Origin of the sequence: Oceanisphaera ostreae (assembly GCF_042676125.1) — a bacterium.
Classification (GTDB): domain Bacteria; phylum Pseudomonadota; class Gammaproteobacteria; order Enterobacterales; family Aeromonadaceae; genus Oceanimonas; species Oceanimonas ostreae.
In genome coordinates this window covers 1-14,161 of the sequence record NZ_JBHTJS010000062.1, presented here as the reverse complement: position 1 = coordinate 14,161, position 14,161 = coordinate 1, and the positions used below count along the sequence as shown (strand labels likewise).

At 55.0% G+C, this 14,161-nt stretch carries 13 protein-coding genes; 7 read left to right on the top strand and 6 right to left on the bottom strand.

What is annotated here, in order from left to right; translation table 11 throughout:
* Window positions 1-283 precede the first annotated feature (283 nt).
* Window positions 284-574: a GIY-YIG nuclease family protein gene (locus ACFQ1C_RS15520; protein WP_379559581.1), complete on the bottom strand. Its 291-nt coding sequence runs from the start codon at window positions 572-574 to the stop codon at window positions 284-286.
* Window positions 575-1,106: 532 nt separating this feature from the next.
* Here ACFQ1C_RS15520 and ACFQ1C_RS15515 point away from each other — a divergent pair.
* The 6 genes from ACFQ1C_RS15515 (at window position 1,107) to etfB (ending at window position 9,078) form a co-directional block, all read left to right on the top strand.
* A complete protein-coding gene (locus tag ACFQ1C_RS15515; protein ID WP_379559580.1) occupies window positions 1,107-2,087 on the top strand; it encodes a dipeptidase in 981 nt (326 codons plus the stop codon).
* A gap of 29 nt (window positions 2,088-2,116) precedes the next feature.
* Window positions 2,117-2,647 (top strand): DUF5943 domain-containing protein, encoded by a 531-nt coding sequence (locus tag ACFQ1C_RS15510; RefSeq protein ID WP_379559579.1) that lies wholly within the window; start codon window positions 2,117-2,119, stop codon window positions 2,645-2,647.
* A 347-nt stretch (window positions 2,648-2,994) separates the two neighbouring features.
* Window positions 2,995-5,055, top strand: coding sequence for an oxidoreductase (locus tag ACFQ1C_RS15505; protein ID WP_379559578.1), 2,061 nt, complete (start codon window positions 2,995-2,997; stop codon window positions 5,053-5,055).
* A 46-nt stretch (window positions 5,056-5,101) separates the two neighbouring features.
* Entirely contained in the window at window positions 5,102-7,057 is a 1,956-nt protein-coding gene (locus ACFQ1C_RS15500; protein ID WP_379559577.1) for a (Fe-S)-binding protein, read from the top strand.
* Window positions 7,050-8,288, top strand: a complete 1,239-nt coding sequence (gene etfA, locus ACFQ1C_RS15495) for an electron transfer flavoprotein subunit alpha (RefSeq protein WP_379559576.1) — start codon at window positions 7,050-7,052, stop codon at window positions 8,286-8,288. The genes ACFQ1C_RS15500 and etfA overlap by 8 nt, the downstream gene beginning before the upstream one ends.
* The gene (gene etfB, locus ACFQ1C_RS15490; protein WP_379559575.1) at window positions 8,278-9,078 is read left to right on the top strand and encodes an electron transfer flavoprotein subunit beta; all 801 of its coding nucleotides are present in this window, start codon (window positions 8,278-8,280) and stop codon (window positions 9,076-9,078) included. The genes etfA and etfB overlap by 11 nt, the downstream gene beginning before the upstream one ends.
* Window positions 9,079-10,221: 1,143 nt before the next feature.
* On the opposite strand, the gene ACFQ1C_RS15485 is transcribed toward etfB, so the two are convergent.
* The 5 genes from ACFQ1C_RS15485 to ACFQ1C_RS15465 form a co-directional block, all read right to left on the bottom strand.
* On the bottom strand, window positions 10,222-10,431 hold the full coding sequence (locus ACFQ1C_RS15485; RefSeq protein ID WP_379559574.1) for a hypothetical protein: 210 nt from the start codon (window positions 10,429-10,431) through the stop codon (window positions 10,222-10,224).
* Between the two features lie 138 nt (window positions 10,432-10,569).
* Window positions 10,570-10,842 carry an HNH endonuclease gene (locus tag ACFQ1C_RS15480; protein ID WP_379559583.1) on the bottom strand — a complete coding sequence of 91 codons (273 nt, stop codon included), beginning with the start codon at window positions 10,840-10,842 and terminating at the stop codon, window positions 10,570-10,572.
* A 351-nt stretch (window positions 10,843-11,193) separates the two neighbouring features.
* Window positions 11,194-11,370 (bottom strand): hypothetical protein, encoded by a 177-nt coding sequence (locus ACFQ1C_RS15475; protein ID WP_379559573.1) that lies wholly within the window; start codon window positions 11,368-11,370, stop codon window positions 11,194-11,196.
* A 981-nt stretch (window positions 11,371-12,351) separates the two neighbouring features.
* Entirely contained in the window at window positions 12,352-13,173 is an 822-nt protein-coding gene (locus tag ACFQ1C_RS15470) for a GMC oxidoreductase (RefSeq protein WP_379559572.1), read from the bottom strand.
* Window positions 13,068-13,427, bottom strand: a complete 360-nt coding sequence (locus ACFQ1C_RS15465) for a GMC family oxidoreductase N-terminal domain-containing protein (protein ID WP_379559582.1) — start codon at window positions 13,425-13,427, stop codon at window positions 13,068-13,070. Before ACFQ1C_RS15465 ends, ACFQ1C_RS15470 begins: the two co-directional genes overlap by 106 nt.
* A gap of 137 nt (window positions 13,428-13,564) precedes the next feature.
* Here ACFQ1C_RS15465 and ACFQ1C_RS15460 point away from each other — a divergent pair.
* Window positions 13,565-14,161, top strand: a 597-nt coding sequence (locus ACFQ1C_RS15460) for a transposase (RefSeq protein ID WP_379559571.1), incomplete at its 3' end; no start/stop codon positions are given.

Sequence of the window (14,161 nt, the reverse complement as noted above, 5' to 3'; positions counted from 1 at the left end):
CCTGTATATCTGATGAGGTGATGATATCACCTCTGAACAGGTGGCCACTTTAAGTGTGCCACTACAACGCGAGGATGACGTTCCTTCGCGGGAGTGACGAGGTGAGCGTGGGAGTGACGAAGGGAGAGGCGGGAGTGACAAATAAGATGCTCAGGAGTGCAAGGAATAAGGGCTGGCTTTATGTTTGTGCCGTCATCCTCGCGAAGGCGGGGATCCAGAACTGGGGGCACCATTCTCGATAATGGTTGCTGGTCTGCAAAGGTCACTGCAACATAACGCAGCGTTAAATGATATCGGTCCACAAATCCCGCCAGCCAGGGTTTTGTTCCTCAATCAACCGTAGTTTCCAGCTACGGTTCCATTTCTTTAGTTGTTTCTCGCGGTTAATCGCCGTGTACATATCGGCATGGAGTTCGAAGTACACCAACAGGTGTACCCCGTGGCGAGCGCTAAACCCAGGCACATCTTGCTGTTTGTGTTGCCATATGCGCTGTACCAGATTGCTGGTCACGCCGATATACAGGGTGCCGTTTCGACAGTTGGTAAGTATATAGACGGCAGGCTGTTTGGACATTGTTATGACCTTGTCAGTAATTTACTTCCAAGTTTAGGCTCAGATGCATTAACGGGCCTCCCTGCCATCGCGGTAGTGACGAGAAAAAGTGTGAATAGTGAAATGGCCGTCATCCTCGCGCAGGCAGGGATCAAGGGCAGGGAGCACAATGGTCGATAATGGTTGCTGATCTGCCAAGGTCACTGGGCTCCCGCCTTCGCGGGAGTGACGAGGTGAGAGGCGGGAGTGATAAATAAGATGCTCAGGAGTGCAAGGAATAAGGGCTGGCTTTATGTTTTTGCCGTCATCCTCGCGAAGGCGGGGATCCAGGGCAGGGAGCACAATTCTAGATAATGGTTGCTGGTCTGCAGAGGTCATTGGCATCCAGTAACGGCGGGGCTTTTTACTTTCCGAGTTTTGTCGTCAAACGTGACGTTTTTGGCTATGTGGTCGTCGTTTTTAGCCAGTGTACGAACAAAGCCTCGGGCTAGACTGCACTTGAATCCGGTGGGCACCATACCACCAGCCACATTTATTCAAGGAAGGTCTGGCTATGCAACATGCAGCTGAACTACATAAGCAAGCGGTCGTCATCGACGGCCTGATTATCGCCAACTGGGGGCGAGAACTGTTTGAGGACATGCGTCGTGGCGGGCTAACGGCTGCCAACTGCACCGTGTCGGTATGGGAAGGATTTCAGGGCACGGTCGACAACATTGCCACCTTCAACCGCTACTTCCAAGAACACGCCGACCTGATCCGTCCGGTACGTACCACGGCCGACATCCTCAAGGCCAAGGAAGAGGGCCGCACTGGCGTGATCCTCGGTTTTCAGAATGCCCATGCATTCGAAGATCAGCTGGGTTATGTGGAAATCTTCAAGCAGCTGGGCGTGGGCATAGTGCAGATGGCCTATAACACCCAGAACCTGGTGGGCACCGGCTGTTACGAGCGCGACGGCGGTCTGTCCGGCTTTGGCCGCGAAGTCGTGGCCGAAATGAACCGGGTCGGCATTATGTGCGATCTGTCTCACGTAGGCGCCCAAACATCCAAGGAAGTGATCCTCGAATCCAACAAGCCGGTGTGCTATTCCCACTGCCTGCCGGCCGGTCTGAAGGACCACCCGCGGAACAAGTCTGACGAAGAGCTGCGCTTCATCGCCGATCATGGCGGTTTTGTCGGCGTGACCATGTTCGCCCCCTTCCTTAAAAATGGCATCAACTCCACCATCGACGACTATGTTGAAGCCATCGCCTATGTGATGGAGCTGGTAGGCGAAGACTCCATCGGCATAGGTACCGACTTTACTCAGGGTCATGATCAGAACTTCTTCGAGTGGCTGACCCACGACAAGGGCTATGCCCGTCGCCTGACGCGTTTCGGCGAAATCATCAACCCCGAGGGTATCCGTACCATCGGCGAATTCCCCAACTTGACCGAGGCTCTGTTGCGTCATGGCTTCTCTCCACGCCAGGTAGAAAAAGTCATGGGCGGTAACTGGATGCGTGTGCTGAAAGACGTCTGGGGCGAATAACCATCATCGGTAAACTAAGGAGAATCACAATGTCAGTACATGCACCCGAAATGCCCATTGCAGTGAGCGCTGAATCCGGCGTCTGGACCACAGACGCGCTACCCATGCTGTATGTGCCGCGCCACTTTTTCGTCAACAACCACATGGCGATCGAAGAGGAGCTTGGCCCAGAGCGCTATGCCGAAATTCTGTACAAGGCCGGCTACAAGTCCGCTTGGCACTGGTGTGAGAAAGAAGCCGAATGTCACGGCCTTAGTGGTGATGCGGTCTTCGAGCATTATATGAAGCGTCTGTCTCAGCGAGGCTGGGGTTTGTTTTCCATCGAAAACCTGGATATCGCCGCCGGCACTGCCAGGGTTCGGCTGGATCATTCCGCCTTCGTTTATCAGTACGGCAAGGTGGACCGCATGGTGGACTACATGTTTACCGGCTGGTTTGCCGGTGCACTAGACCAGATTGCCGAAAGCCAAGGGTTGTTGGTGCGTACCGTTGCTCGCCAGACCCAGAGTGGCGCTCAGACCGGCTGTGATTACGGCCTATTCGAAGTCAGCCCGCTGTAGTTCATGCCGTCATCCTCGCTCAGGCAGGGACGGGGAACCCGAACTGGTAGCGCAACGGCTTCTGGTCTGCAAAGGTCACTGGGCTCCCGCCTCCGCGGGAGTGACGAAGGGGAGGCGGGAGTGACGAGAAGGGGCCAGGACGGGTAGCACCGCCTCGATAGTGGCTTCTGGCCTGCAAAGGTCACTGGGCTCCCGCCTCCGCGGGAGTGACGAGGGGGAGGCGGGAGTGACGAGGAGGGGGCGGTAGCACCGACTCGGAAGCAACAGGTAGGCGCTCAAAACGAGCAGGTTTTAATTTTCGGCGGGCCGGTTGCCGGCCGCCAAGCAAGTCAGCAGAGGGATCTACGATGGGACAATTTGACGCCTTACTTCAACCCATGAATATCAACAAACTTACTATCCGTAACCGGGTGGTGAGCACGGCCCATGCCGAAGTGCATGCCACCGACGGCGGTATGACCACAGAACGTTACGTCAAATATTATGAAGAAAAGGCCAAGGGCGGTCTCGGATTGGCCATCTGCGGCGGCTCCAGTGTGGTGTCCATCGATAGTCCCCAGGAGTGGTGGAGCTCGGTCAACCTGAGTTCAGATCGCATCATCCCTCATTTTAAGAATCTGTCTGAAGCCATGCACAAGCATGGTGCCAAGATCATGATCCAGATCACCCACATGGGGCGTCGTTCCCGCTGGGATGGTTATAACTGGAGTACACTGCTCAGCCCGAGCGGCCTCCGTGAACCGATCCACCGTGCTACTAATAAAACGATTGAGCCGGAAGAGATCTGGCGTATTATCGGCGATTTTGCCCAAGCGGCTCGCCGTGCCAAGGAGGGCGGCCTGGACGGCGTTGAAATTTCCGCAGTGCATCAACATCTGATTGACCAGTTCTGGAGCCCACGGGTTAACAAGCGGTCCGACGAGTGGGGCGGCAGCTTCGAAAATCGCATGCGCTTCGGTCTGGAGGTGGTTAAGGCGGTGCGTGCCGAGGTCGGTCCCGACTTTGCGGTGGGGTTGCGCATGTGTGGTGACGAGTTCCACGTGGACGGCCTGAACCACGAAGACATGAAACAGATCGCCAAGTATTACGACGACACCGGCCTGCTGGACTTCTTCGGCGTGATCGGCTCCGGGGCGGACACCCACGCCACGCTGGCCAATGCGATCCCCAACATGAGCTATCCGCCAGAGCCTTTCCTGCACTTGGCAGCAGGCATCAAGGAAGTGGTCTCGGTACCGGTGATCCACGCCCAGAACATCAAGGACCCCATCCAGGCCCAGCGTATTATCGAAGGCGGCTATGTCGACTTCGTGGGCATGACCCGGGCGTACATGGCCGACCCCCACCTGATCGCCAAGGTCAAGCTGGGTCAGGTTGATCAAATTCGCCAATGCGTGGGTGCCAACTACTGTATCGACCGTCAGTACCAGGGGCTGGATGTACTCTGCATCCAGAACGCGGCGATGTCGCGCGAGTCCACCATGCCGCATATTATAGAGCCCACCAGTGGGCCCAAGCGTAAGGTGGTGATCGTCGGTGGCGGCCCTGCCGGTATGGAAGCGGCTCGGGTTAGTGCCGAGCGCGGCCATAAGGTGGTGTTGTTCGAGAAGGCGCCCGAACTGGGCGGACAAATCACCCTGGCGGCGAAGGCGCCCCAGCGCGATCAGATTGCCGGTATCACCCGCTGGTTCACCTTGGAGTTGCCGCGCCTGAAAGTGGATGTACGCCTGAATACGGCGGCCGACGTAGCGAGCATCATGGCGGAAAATCCGGATGTGGTGATTCTGGCGGTGGGTGGTACGCCTTTCATCGAGCAAAACCCAGAATGGGGCGCAGCAGAAGGGCTGGTGGTCAGCAGTTGGGATATCCTCTCGGGCAAGGTCGAGCCGGGCAAGAATGTGCTGATCTACGACCCCATTTGTGAATTCACCGGCATGTCCACGGCCGATTACCTGGCCACCAAAGGCAGTCTGGTAGAGCTGGTCACCGATGACACCAAACCGGGGGTGGCTGTGGGTGGTACCACTTTCCCCACCTATTACCGTTCGCTGTACGAGCGCGACGTGATCATGACGTCTGACTTGGCCATGAACAAGGTGTACCGAGAAGGGGACAAGCTGGTAGCGGTGCTTGAAAATGAGTACAGCCACCAGCAGGAAGAGCGGGTAGTGGATCAAATAGTGGTGGAAAACGGTATTCGCCCCGACGAGAAACTCTACTGGGAAATGAAGGCCGATTCCGTCAACAAGGGCCAGATCGATATTGAAGCCCTGTATGCGGCCAAGCCTCAACCGAGCCTGTCTCACGGCGGCCAAGGATATCTGCTGTATCGCATTGGTGACTGCGTATCCCAGCGCAACACCCATGCCGCCATCTATGACGCCCTGCGCCTGTGCAAGGACTTCTGATTTGAAAGGTGCCGGAGCCTGCTCCGGCGCCATGAGGTAAGCCGCTATGTTTGAGCCTGTGATCCCCTATTTGTTATTACTCGTTTTCGCTCTGGCCGTCGCCGGGGCGGTACGACGAATCCGTCTCTGGCGTATGGGCCAGCCCAACCCAGTTTCGTTCTGGCGAGGCTTGGCTGCTATGCCGAGGCGTTATCTGGTTGACCTGCACCATGTGGTGGCCCGCGACAGCTATATGTCCAACACCCATGTGGCGACCGGCGGCGGCTTTGTGCTGGCGCTGCTGCTGGTGGTGCTGGTGCATGGTGTTGGTTTGAAAACCGCCTGGCTGACCTGGCCGCTGCTGGCTGCCAGCATGCTGATGGCGGTGGGGGCGTTTTTCGTGTGGAAACGCCGTGCCAAGCCAGCCTCCGAGCTGCCTCACTCCCGTCTTTCCCAAGGGCCCTGGCAGCGTCTGCCCAAGAGCTTGATGGCCTTTTCTGTCGGCTTCTTTCTGGCGACGCTGCCCGCCGCCGGCATCTTGCCCGAAGGAACTGGCAGCACGCTGCTGGCCCTGTTGTTGTTGGCTGCCTGTATCTGGGGCCTGGGCGAGATGGTGTTTGGCATGACTTGGGGCGGGCCGATGAAGCACGCCTTCGCTGGCGCCCTGCATCTGGCGTTTCATCCTCGTCCGGCCCGTTTCGATGGTGGCCGCGACACCGGTCTCAAGGCGCTGGATCTGAGTGACGCCAAGCTAGGAGTGGAAAAGGTCACCGACTTCAAGTGGAACCAGCTGTTGAGCTTCGACTCATGCGTGCAGTGCGGTCGTTGCGAAAGCAAGTGTCCGGCCTTTGCCGCCGGCCAGCCTCTTAATCCGAAGAAGCTGATCCAAGATATGGTGACCAGCCTGGCGGCCCAAGAAGAAGTGAACTACCACGGTAGCGCTCATCCGGGCCAGGAACAGGCCGCCCGTACCGGCTGCCCAGACCTGCCGCTGGTAGAAAGTATCCTCGACAGCCAAACCCTGTGGTCTTGCACCACCTGCCGGGCCTGCGTGGAAGAATGCCCGATGATGATCGAGCACGTGGATGCGGTGGTAGACATGCGCCGTTACCTGACCATGGAGCGCGGTGAAACCCCGGGCAAGGGCCAGCAAGTGCTGGAAAATTTGATCGCCACCGACAACCCGGGCGGCCTGTCTCCGGCCAGCCGCAGTCACTGGGCGGCGGACTTGTCGATTCCTCTGCTCAAGCAAACCAGAGCAACCGACATTCTGTTTTGGGTTGGTGATGGTGCCTTCGACATGCGCAACCAGCGTAGCTTGCGGGCTGTGGTTAAGCTGCTCAAGGCGGCGAATGTGAACTTTGCCTTCCTCGGTGACGAGGAGCTGGACTCCGGCGATCTGGCTCGACGCTTGGGCGATGAAGCTACCTTTCAGCGGCTGGCCAAGGCCAATATCAAGACCCTGAGCAAGTATCAATTCAATCGCATCGTCACCGCCGATCCCCATGCCTTGCAGTGCTTGGGCACCGAATATGCGGAGCTGGGCGGAGACTACCAAGTAGTGCATCACACCGAGCTGCTGGCAGAGCTGCATAAGCAGAGTCAGTTGCACTTTACTGCTAACGGCAATGCGCGGTTGACCTATCACGATCCTTGTTATCTGGGACGCTACAACGGCGTTTATGATGCGCCTCGTTACCTGATCGATCAGCTCGGCTTTGAGCGTACCGAGATGGAACGTAGCGGTTTCCGCTCTCGCTGTTGCGGCGGCGGCGGCGGTGCGCCGATCACCGATATTCCGGGCGAACGCCGTATTGCCGATATGCGCATGGACGATGCCAGGGCGGTGAACGCCGAAGTGATGGCGGTGGCTTGCCCGCAATGTACCCAGATGCTGGAAGGGGTGGTAGAGCCGCGCCCCGAAATAAAGGATATTGCCGAGCTGCTGCTGGAGGCGCTGATCGTGCCAGACGAGCTGCAAAAAGTGCAGCAACAGCCAGAGGAGGAACTTGCTCATGTCTGAATTGAATCGTTGTGATCCGCGTCTGAACTGGATACTGCGTAACCGGCTTCACCCTCAACATGGTGAGCAGAGTGGCGAGCCCACTCGAGGCCCGACCGGCCTGCTGCGCAAGAATCCCAGGCCCCAGTGGCAAATGGGCCCCAGTGGCCTGCGCCGACTAGATCGCCTGAACATGGGCGGGGCGGCCGGCGTTACCCAAATGAACTCGAAAAAACGCTACGAGCAGCCAGTGTTGCCGCTGCATCAAGTGGTGGAGCCTCAGGCTTATATTGCCGTCTGGTTGCAGATCAGCGGCGGCCGCATAACCAGCCACTGCAAGGATGTGTTGGGCCAAGCCCAACAGCTAGCGGTGGCTCGAGAGCAACCAACGGCGGTACTGGGGGTACTCTGTGGCGAACTGAAGGAAAGCATAGAGGGTGCAGGGGTCGATCGGCTGCTGCAGGTGCAGGGGCCGGAATACGACGGTTATCAGCCGGAGGCCTGGAGTCAGTTGTGCGCTCAGGTGGACGCGGCGCTAAAACCGCTGTACTGGCTGCTGGCCGACAGTGGCGAGTCTGCCGAGCTGGGCCGTCGGCTGGGCGTGGCCCTGGGGGAGCGGCCGGCCACTGGCGTATGGAAGCTGGAAGCCGACAGCTTGCTGGCGAGAAACGGCGCCGGCAACCGGGATATCAGCCGCCCCTGGTCGCGCATCATGCTGTTGCTGGAAGAATGTGCCCTGCCGTGCGGCGAGTATCGCTACCAGGCCAGCCCGCTCGAACAGGAACAGCAGCTGGCACTGTCGGCACCCACCGGCTCTAGGCTGGATGATTTGGGTCGGGTGGCGGTGGATCCCGCCGAAATCCCCATGGCCGAATCCGAGTTCATTTTGTCGGCCGGTAACGGTATTCATGATTGGGAGCAGTTTCATCAGGCTGCCGCGTTGCTTGGCGCTTCTGAAGGGGCCAGCCGGGTGGCAGTGGACGACGGCTTTATGCCCCGCAGCCGTCAGGTGGGGGCGACCGGTACCTGGGTGAGCGCCCGAGTCTATATCGCAGTGGGAATTTCCGGTGCTGTGCAGCACCTGCAGGGCATCGGTAAATGTGAAAAGGTGGTCGCCATCAATAAGGATGCCGACTGTGACATGGTCAAACGGGCCAGCCTGGCCGCCATCGGCGACAGCAGCGAAATACTGTCTGCGTTGATGAAGCTGGTTGAAGCCCAATCTCGCCAGGAGGTGAGTGATGCAGCCTGATACCCTGAATATTGCCGTGCTGATCTCTCAGGGCCAGCATCCGGTATCCGGGCGCGCGCGTCGCGCCCATCAAGACGCCTGTGCCCTGGAGCTGGCGATGTCTCTGAACGAATCGCTGCCTCAGTCGCTGAACAGCAAGGTGAGCGCCATTCACGCCGGCGATCCCAAGCAGGAAGCCCTGCGCGATTACCTCGGCATGGGCATCGACGGCCTAACGGTGTTAAACCAGACGGAAGAAGACGATGCCCTGGCGGTGCTAACTCCCTACCTGAGTGAACAACAGCCAGATATCCTGCTGACCGGGGTGCGTGCCGAGTACGGAGAAGGCTCCGGCCTGTTGCCTTACCTGCTGGCCGAGCGCCTGGGCTGGCCCCTGGTAACCGGCATCGCCGTTATAGAAAGTATCGAAAATGGCGAAGCCAGCCTGCTGCAGGCTCTGCCCAGAGGCCAGCGCCGACGCCTTAGGGTCAAGTTGCCCTTCGTCGCCAGCGTGGAGAGTGCCGCCGCCGAGCCCCGGCAGATTGCCTTTGCCAAGGCCAGACGCGGCAACATAGTGCGGCTGACCCCGGCTACCGAGGCCGATCAGCAACGGGCTGAATGGACCCTGTCGGCGGCCAAATCCAGGCCGAAACGCCTCAAGGTGTCGACCGCCAAAACCGCCGCCGATCGCTTGAAGCAGGCCACGGCCAAAGCCCAGGGCGGCAAGGGCCAGATCATCCGCAATGATCCCCAGGCCGCCGCCAAGGCCATCTTTGATCTGCTGGTAGAAGAAGGTGTATTGAGGAAGTAGAGGATTTTTCTTGGGGAAGACAATGCAAAACGCCGGCAAATGCCGGCGTTTTTGTTTCTGGTGTGTCATGTCCGCAATTTTATCGTCATTCTCGCGATTTTTACCGTCATTCTCGCGAAGGCGGGAATCCAGGGCAGACAGTACTAAATCTGGCCTCGTGCACCTTAATCCCAAAAAAGCCGACACCCAAAACAATCACCAAACCCCGACATTCACCCAGCCAAAGCGGCGAACTATTTGGTTCTCTGCAAAGGTCGGACAAAGGGGCCGCTCCACCGACTCGCTCAGATTAATGACACTCATCATTTCAGCCAGCTGCGAGCATTCACTGGATACTCGGTCAGGCTGAAACGATTCGTCACGGCGAGGCAAGCTCGCCCCATGTACTCTCAGCACATGATACTAATCTGGAAAACTAACTGATCTATTTTTGTTTGTATAAAGGCCGAACAAAGAGTCAACTCCACCGACTCGCTCAAGTACATCCTTGTAACGCTCAAACACATAACATCCCTGTTATGTGATGGTCGGTGGAGTCGATCTCTTTATCCGTCCCTAGGCTGCGAGGTCGCCTGTCGGTACGCTTTACAGACAACTCAGTGCTTAAGAAGAAGCAACAGAGATCGGCTCCCACGACCGTGACTGCTGATAGGCAGCATTCCCATATTCGCTGACCTGAACAAACCTCGCTGGAAGCCTTGCTACATAAGGGTTTGTCATGACCATCCCCTGGCACTAAAGTAATAAATCTGATGAAATTGGGCGTTCACGTACAAGCCGCAGTTGTATGCGGTATTACCAGCAAAGGCCCATGGCGCCGCTCCAAAACTCCGGGGATTAATCAGGCATTATCGAATGCTTATTTAAAATCCCAGGGATTGTATGAGTTACGCGATGGCTGGATTAAGCTTCACCATGCTTAGTGAAACGCGCTGTGCGGACTCGCCGGTCCGACGCTTCGGTGCAGAGTGTTGTGGCGTCCGAGGGCTAGAACACCCTCGGCTACCCGATTAGTTTTATTCGCCCTTTGACTCAGGTGAGTGGATATGATTGTGTATTTCTACTTTTAAGTTGTTATTGTCTCCTGAGATCTCTATACCATTTATTTTAAAAGTGTATTCTTTATTTTTGTTTTTTAGACGGTCATATAACCACGCTGAAAAATAAGCTAAGTGCAACAGAACTACCTGAAGTAATGGCAAAAGTTAAAATTTGATTCGAGGCAGCCATGACTTTGGGATCTGCGCAATCTAAAAAGCTAATCCTACGTCCAACTTGCAGCTCATCTATTTTTAATGATTGTAATTCTTTCGCTAGTTCTTTATCTGTTGTTTTGAGTTCAATTTTACTCATATTGATTAGTTCCTCATTTAAACTTAACGCCTGCAACAACGGCGCATAGGATAGCGTTGTTTTTGCTAGTATTTGTGTTTTTAGAAAAAACGATGACATCCGTTTATGCGTCCGATTACTTGCACTTTTTAGGTGCGCTCAATAAAGTATACTAGCTTGAAGTTTGTTTTCTCTGTGCCATGCAAGATATTTTGATTGTAGTATTTCCACTTCAATTTTTTCAGTGCCATTGAGACCGTAAGCATCCATGTCGTATTCTGTTAAACGTGTGATAATAGTGCCATCGTCATTAAAACTAATGAGCCCAATTTCAAATAACCCATCATAGTTTGGTGATAAACATAGCCCATTTAAGATATCTAACTTTTCATGGTTTTCCGATACAGCCCAAGGCTTAATATGAGACGCTATTAAGTTTCGACTAATTTTTGGGTTGATCTGGCATGCATATTCAGCACGTCCCTTTACCTTTTTTGCGAATAAACTATGCCCTATTCTTTGCTTTACTAAAGCTTGTTTCTCACAGTCTTCAAAACCTTTACTACTAGTAGGTGAGTCTATATAGTTAATTAATTCCTCATCTTATTTAGAAATAGACAGCTCCCAGTTACCAGCAATTTTTTGAAGCATATCGAAACCAGCGTCATCAAACTTAACGTATGTTTGAGAGTTTCTTCGAGCTAACTTTTCATATATGTTTTCAAAGTAGGTAACATCTTTGAGTCTAATCGCAATTCGGGTTCTGTTACTGTAACGTTGTCCCTAGCCTATTGTTATGTGTTTAGCAACTGGATGTTCAATATGTATTTCAGCTGTTGTAACTGCCTCAGTTGACCACCAACGAATATATTTCACTTCTAAACATTTAATGAGAGGCTTGATTCGCTCAAAAATAGGAGGGCCACTTAAAATCAAGAACTTTTCTGCTGTTACTTTCATTATAATTCCTAAAGACTACATGAATTAATACTGATTATATAATTTCTGCATAAAGCATCTAAAATTATAATACTGCGCATGCGTATATACACACATACACAGATCTGGTTAAAGGTAGCTTACTCCATGTTTAGCAGTGAACTAAGTGTTTTTTTGGCTAGTCTTGCCGCTGAATAACGCGCATGCGCATAGCATATATGTTCCGCTGTGTGCGCAGTATCTATATGTGTTTTTTTTCAACGAATTGATTTATAGCAACCTTACGTTTTTTGTTGATGAAAAACACGCATTGCTTTGGTGATCCTGATCACAACTGAAGGTGCAGACCAAATATACTGTATGTTCAAAGTCGTCTGGATGGTCAGATTGGCAGGTGTCACTGTGCCATTCACCCACGCTACCGCCCCTCGCTGTTCTGAGGCGTAAGCGTATGCCTGAATTACTTGTTTGGGTCCGTATTCTTGTCGTGTGACTCTGAAAAGGCAATGGCAAAGAATGCAGTTTGCGAGGCGGGAGTGTCAATTTGGTTGAGTTGTAGCAACTTTTGGGGGAAAGCTTGCCGGTTTGCTGTATTCGGGTTCGGGCAGGGTGCCTAGGCTTGATGGCTGTGCTGGTATGAAGGTGCGCACTGGATCCCCGCCTTCGCGAGGATGACGTTCCTATGTGAGGGTAACGTTCCTTCGCGGGAGTGACGGCTTTTACTCACTTACGGCGAGGTAGTCGGGCTGATGAAGGCAGACGATACCGGAGCTTAAAGGAGGGCAGAGGGTGTCTGCTCAGCCGACCATCTGCGCCAGGGATGGCGCGGTTTGAGCCCCCATGGATGGGTTTACGGCGAGTCGGAGGAGTAGTGCCCTCTGCCTGACAAGCCACACTAATCACCCAGGCTTGCGGGCCGGGTTGTTCTGTCAGTACCAGCCAGACCACAGCGGGCCTACTTGCATTTCCCGCATCATTAGCAAGCTTAATGCTGTCGCTGGTTCAGGACAGGTGACGTAAGGGAGACGCTGCTCGCTGGCGTTGCTGCCATTGTTCGTCCATGCCCACTGTTGCCACCGAGGGCGCCAGTGGCGTCTTGCCCCGGATCAGATCAGCAGCCCGCTCCGCCACCATGATGGTGGGTGAGTTCAGGTTGCCGTTGGGAATGGTGGGAAAAATGGAGGAGTCCACCACCCGCAGGCCCTGTATGCCGTGCACCCGGGTGTTCGGGTCCACCACCGCCCATTGGTCCGTGCCCATGGGGCAGGTGCAGGAGGGGTGATAGGCGCTTTCTACCGTCTGGCGTACGAAGGCATCTATTTCCTCGTCAGTATTGATCTGCTCGCCAGGCTGAATTTCTTCCGCCCGGTAAGGGTCCATTGCCGGCTGGTTGATGATCTCCCGGGTCAGGCGTACGCAGGCGCGAAAGCCCTCGCGGTCGTCTTCGTGCTCCAGGTAGTTGAAGCGGATTTTTGGCGCCCCTTTAGGGTCGGCGCTGACCACTTTGACCGTGCCGCGGCTTTTCGGCTTGTTGTGGCCGATGTGTACCTGAAAACCGTGGCCGGCAAAGGCCTCCTTGCCGTCGTAGCGCATCGCCCCCGGCAAAAAGTGGTACTGCAAATCCGGCCATTCCACCCCGGCCTTCGAGCGGATGAAACCGCAGGACTCGAAGTGGTTGGTGGCCCCCAGACCGTCTTTTTTCAGCAACCAGCGAGTACCTATCTTGAACTTGCTCCACGGCCCCAGCTGGCCGTTGAGTGAGATGGGTTGCTTGCAGCGAAACTGGAAATAGAACTCCAGATGATCCTGCAGGTTTTCGCCCACCCCGGGCAGCTCGTGTCCGACAACTGCAGCAGATGAGGTGAGCCGATGGAACCAGCGCTGAGGATCACCTCCTTGCCGGCCCGCACGACCTGCACCTGAGCCTGACGCTCATAACGCACACCTACCGCCTGTTTGCCTTCCAGCAGTACCTTGTGCACCAAGGTATGAGTGATCACGGTCAGATTGGGGCGGTCCATGGCTGGGCGTAGGTAGGCATTGGCGGTGGACCAGCGTCTGCCGTTTTTTACCGTCATGTGCATGGGGCCGAAGCCTTCCTGTTGGCGCCCGTTGTCAAAAGAACCAAAAGAACAAGACACCCATGTTAATTGGTTAGTTTTTGGCTCAGCCTCTACACTTAAAAGGTGTGTTTTTGTAGTGTGAGGAGGCTCTGATGCCTAGACCACGTTCTGCACAAGTGAGCCTGGAAGATACGCCCTTTTATCATTGCGTTAGTCGCACAGTGAGAAGGGCTTTTTTGTGTGGCATTGATCATTATTCTGGTCAATCCTTTGAGCATCGCAGAGACTGGGTAGAGCAGCGCTTGCTGCGGCTATCTCGGGTGTTTGCCATTGATATCGCCGCTTATGCCGTCATGTCTAATCACTTGCATGTCGTGTTGAGAATTGATGCGGACACCGCTCAAGCCTGGTCACCTATTGAGGTGGTTCATCAATGGCATCAGTTGTTTAAAGGCACCTTGTTGACCCAAAAGTTTGCTAAAGGTGAACCTGTTGCAGGCTATGAGCTCGATAGTCTTAACGACACCATTGCCGAGTATCGCCGTCGGTTGATTGATGTCAGCTGGTTTATGCGGGCGTTGAACGAGCCTATCGCCCGCCAAGCCAACAAGGAAGATAACTGCACTGGTCGATTCTGGGAAGGGCGCTTTAAGTCTCAAGCGTTACTGGACGAAGCGGCCGTACTGGCGTGCATGACCTACGTCGACTTGAATCCTGTTCGCGCCCAAATGGCGGCTACCCCAGAGCAA

Coding starts and splice junctions, on each gene's coding strand:
- ACFQ1C_RS15465 (WP_379559582.1), bottom strand. CDS start 13,427: ATGACGGTAAAAAACGGCAGACGCTGGTCCACCGCCAATGCCTACCTA.
- etfA (WP_379559576.1), top strand. CDS start 7,050: ATGTCTGAATTGAATCGTTGTGATCCGCGTCTGAACTGGATACTGCGT.
- ACFQ1C_RS15515 (WP_379559580.1), top strand. CDS start 1,107: ATGCAACATGCAGCTGAACTACATAAGCAAGCGGTCGTCATCGACGGC.
- ACFQ1C_RS15475 (WP_379559573.1), bottom strand. CDS start 11,370: ATGAAAGTAACAGCAGAAAAGTTCTTGATTTTAAGTGGCCCTCCTATT.
- ACFQ1C_RS15520 (WP_379559581.1), bottom strand. CDS start 574: ATGTCCAAACAGCCTGCCGTCTATATACTTACCAACTGTCGAAACGGC.
- ACFQ1C_RS15510 (WP_379559579.1), top strand. CDS start 2,117: ATGTCAGTACATGCACCCGAAATGCCCATTGCAGTGAGCGCTGAATCC.
- ACFQ1C_RS15505 (WP_379559578.1), top strand. CDS start 2,995: ATGGGACAATTTGACGCCTTACTTCAACCCATGAATATCAACAAACTT.
- etfB (WP_379559575.1), top strand. CDS start 8,278: ATGCAGCCTGATACCCTGAATATTGCCGTGCTGATCTCTCAGGGCCAG.
- ACFQ1C_RS15485 (WP_379559574.1), bottom strand. CDS start 10,431: ATGAGTAAAATTGAACTCAAAACAACAGATAAAGAACTAGCGAAAGAA.
- ACFQ1C_RS15500 (WP_379559577.1), top strand. CDS start 5,102: ATGTTTGAGCCTGTGATCCCCTATTTGTTATTACTCGTTTTCGCTCTG.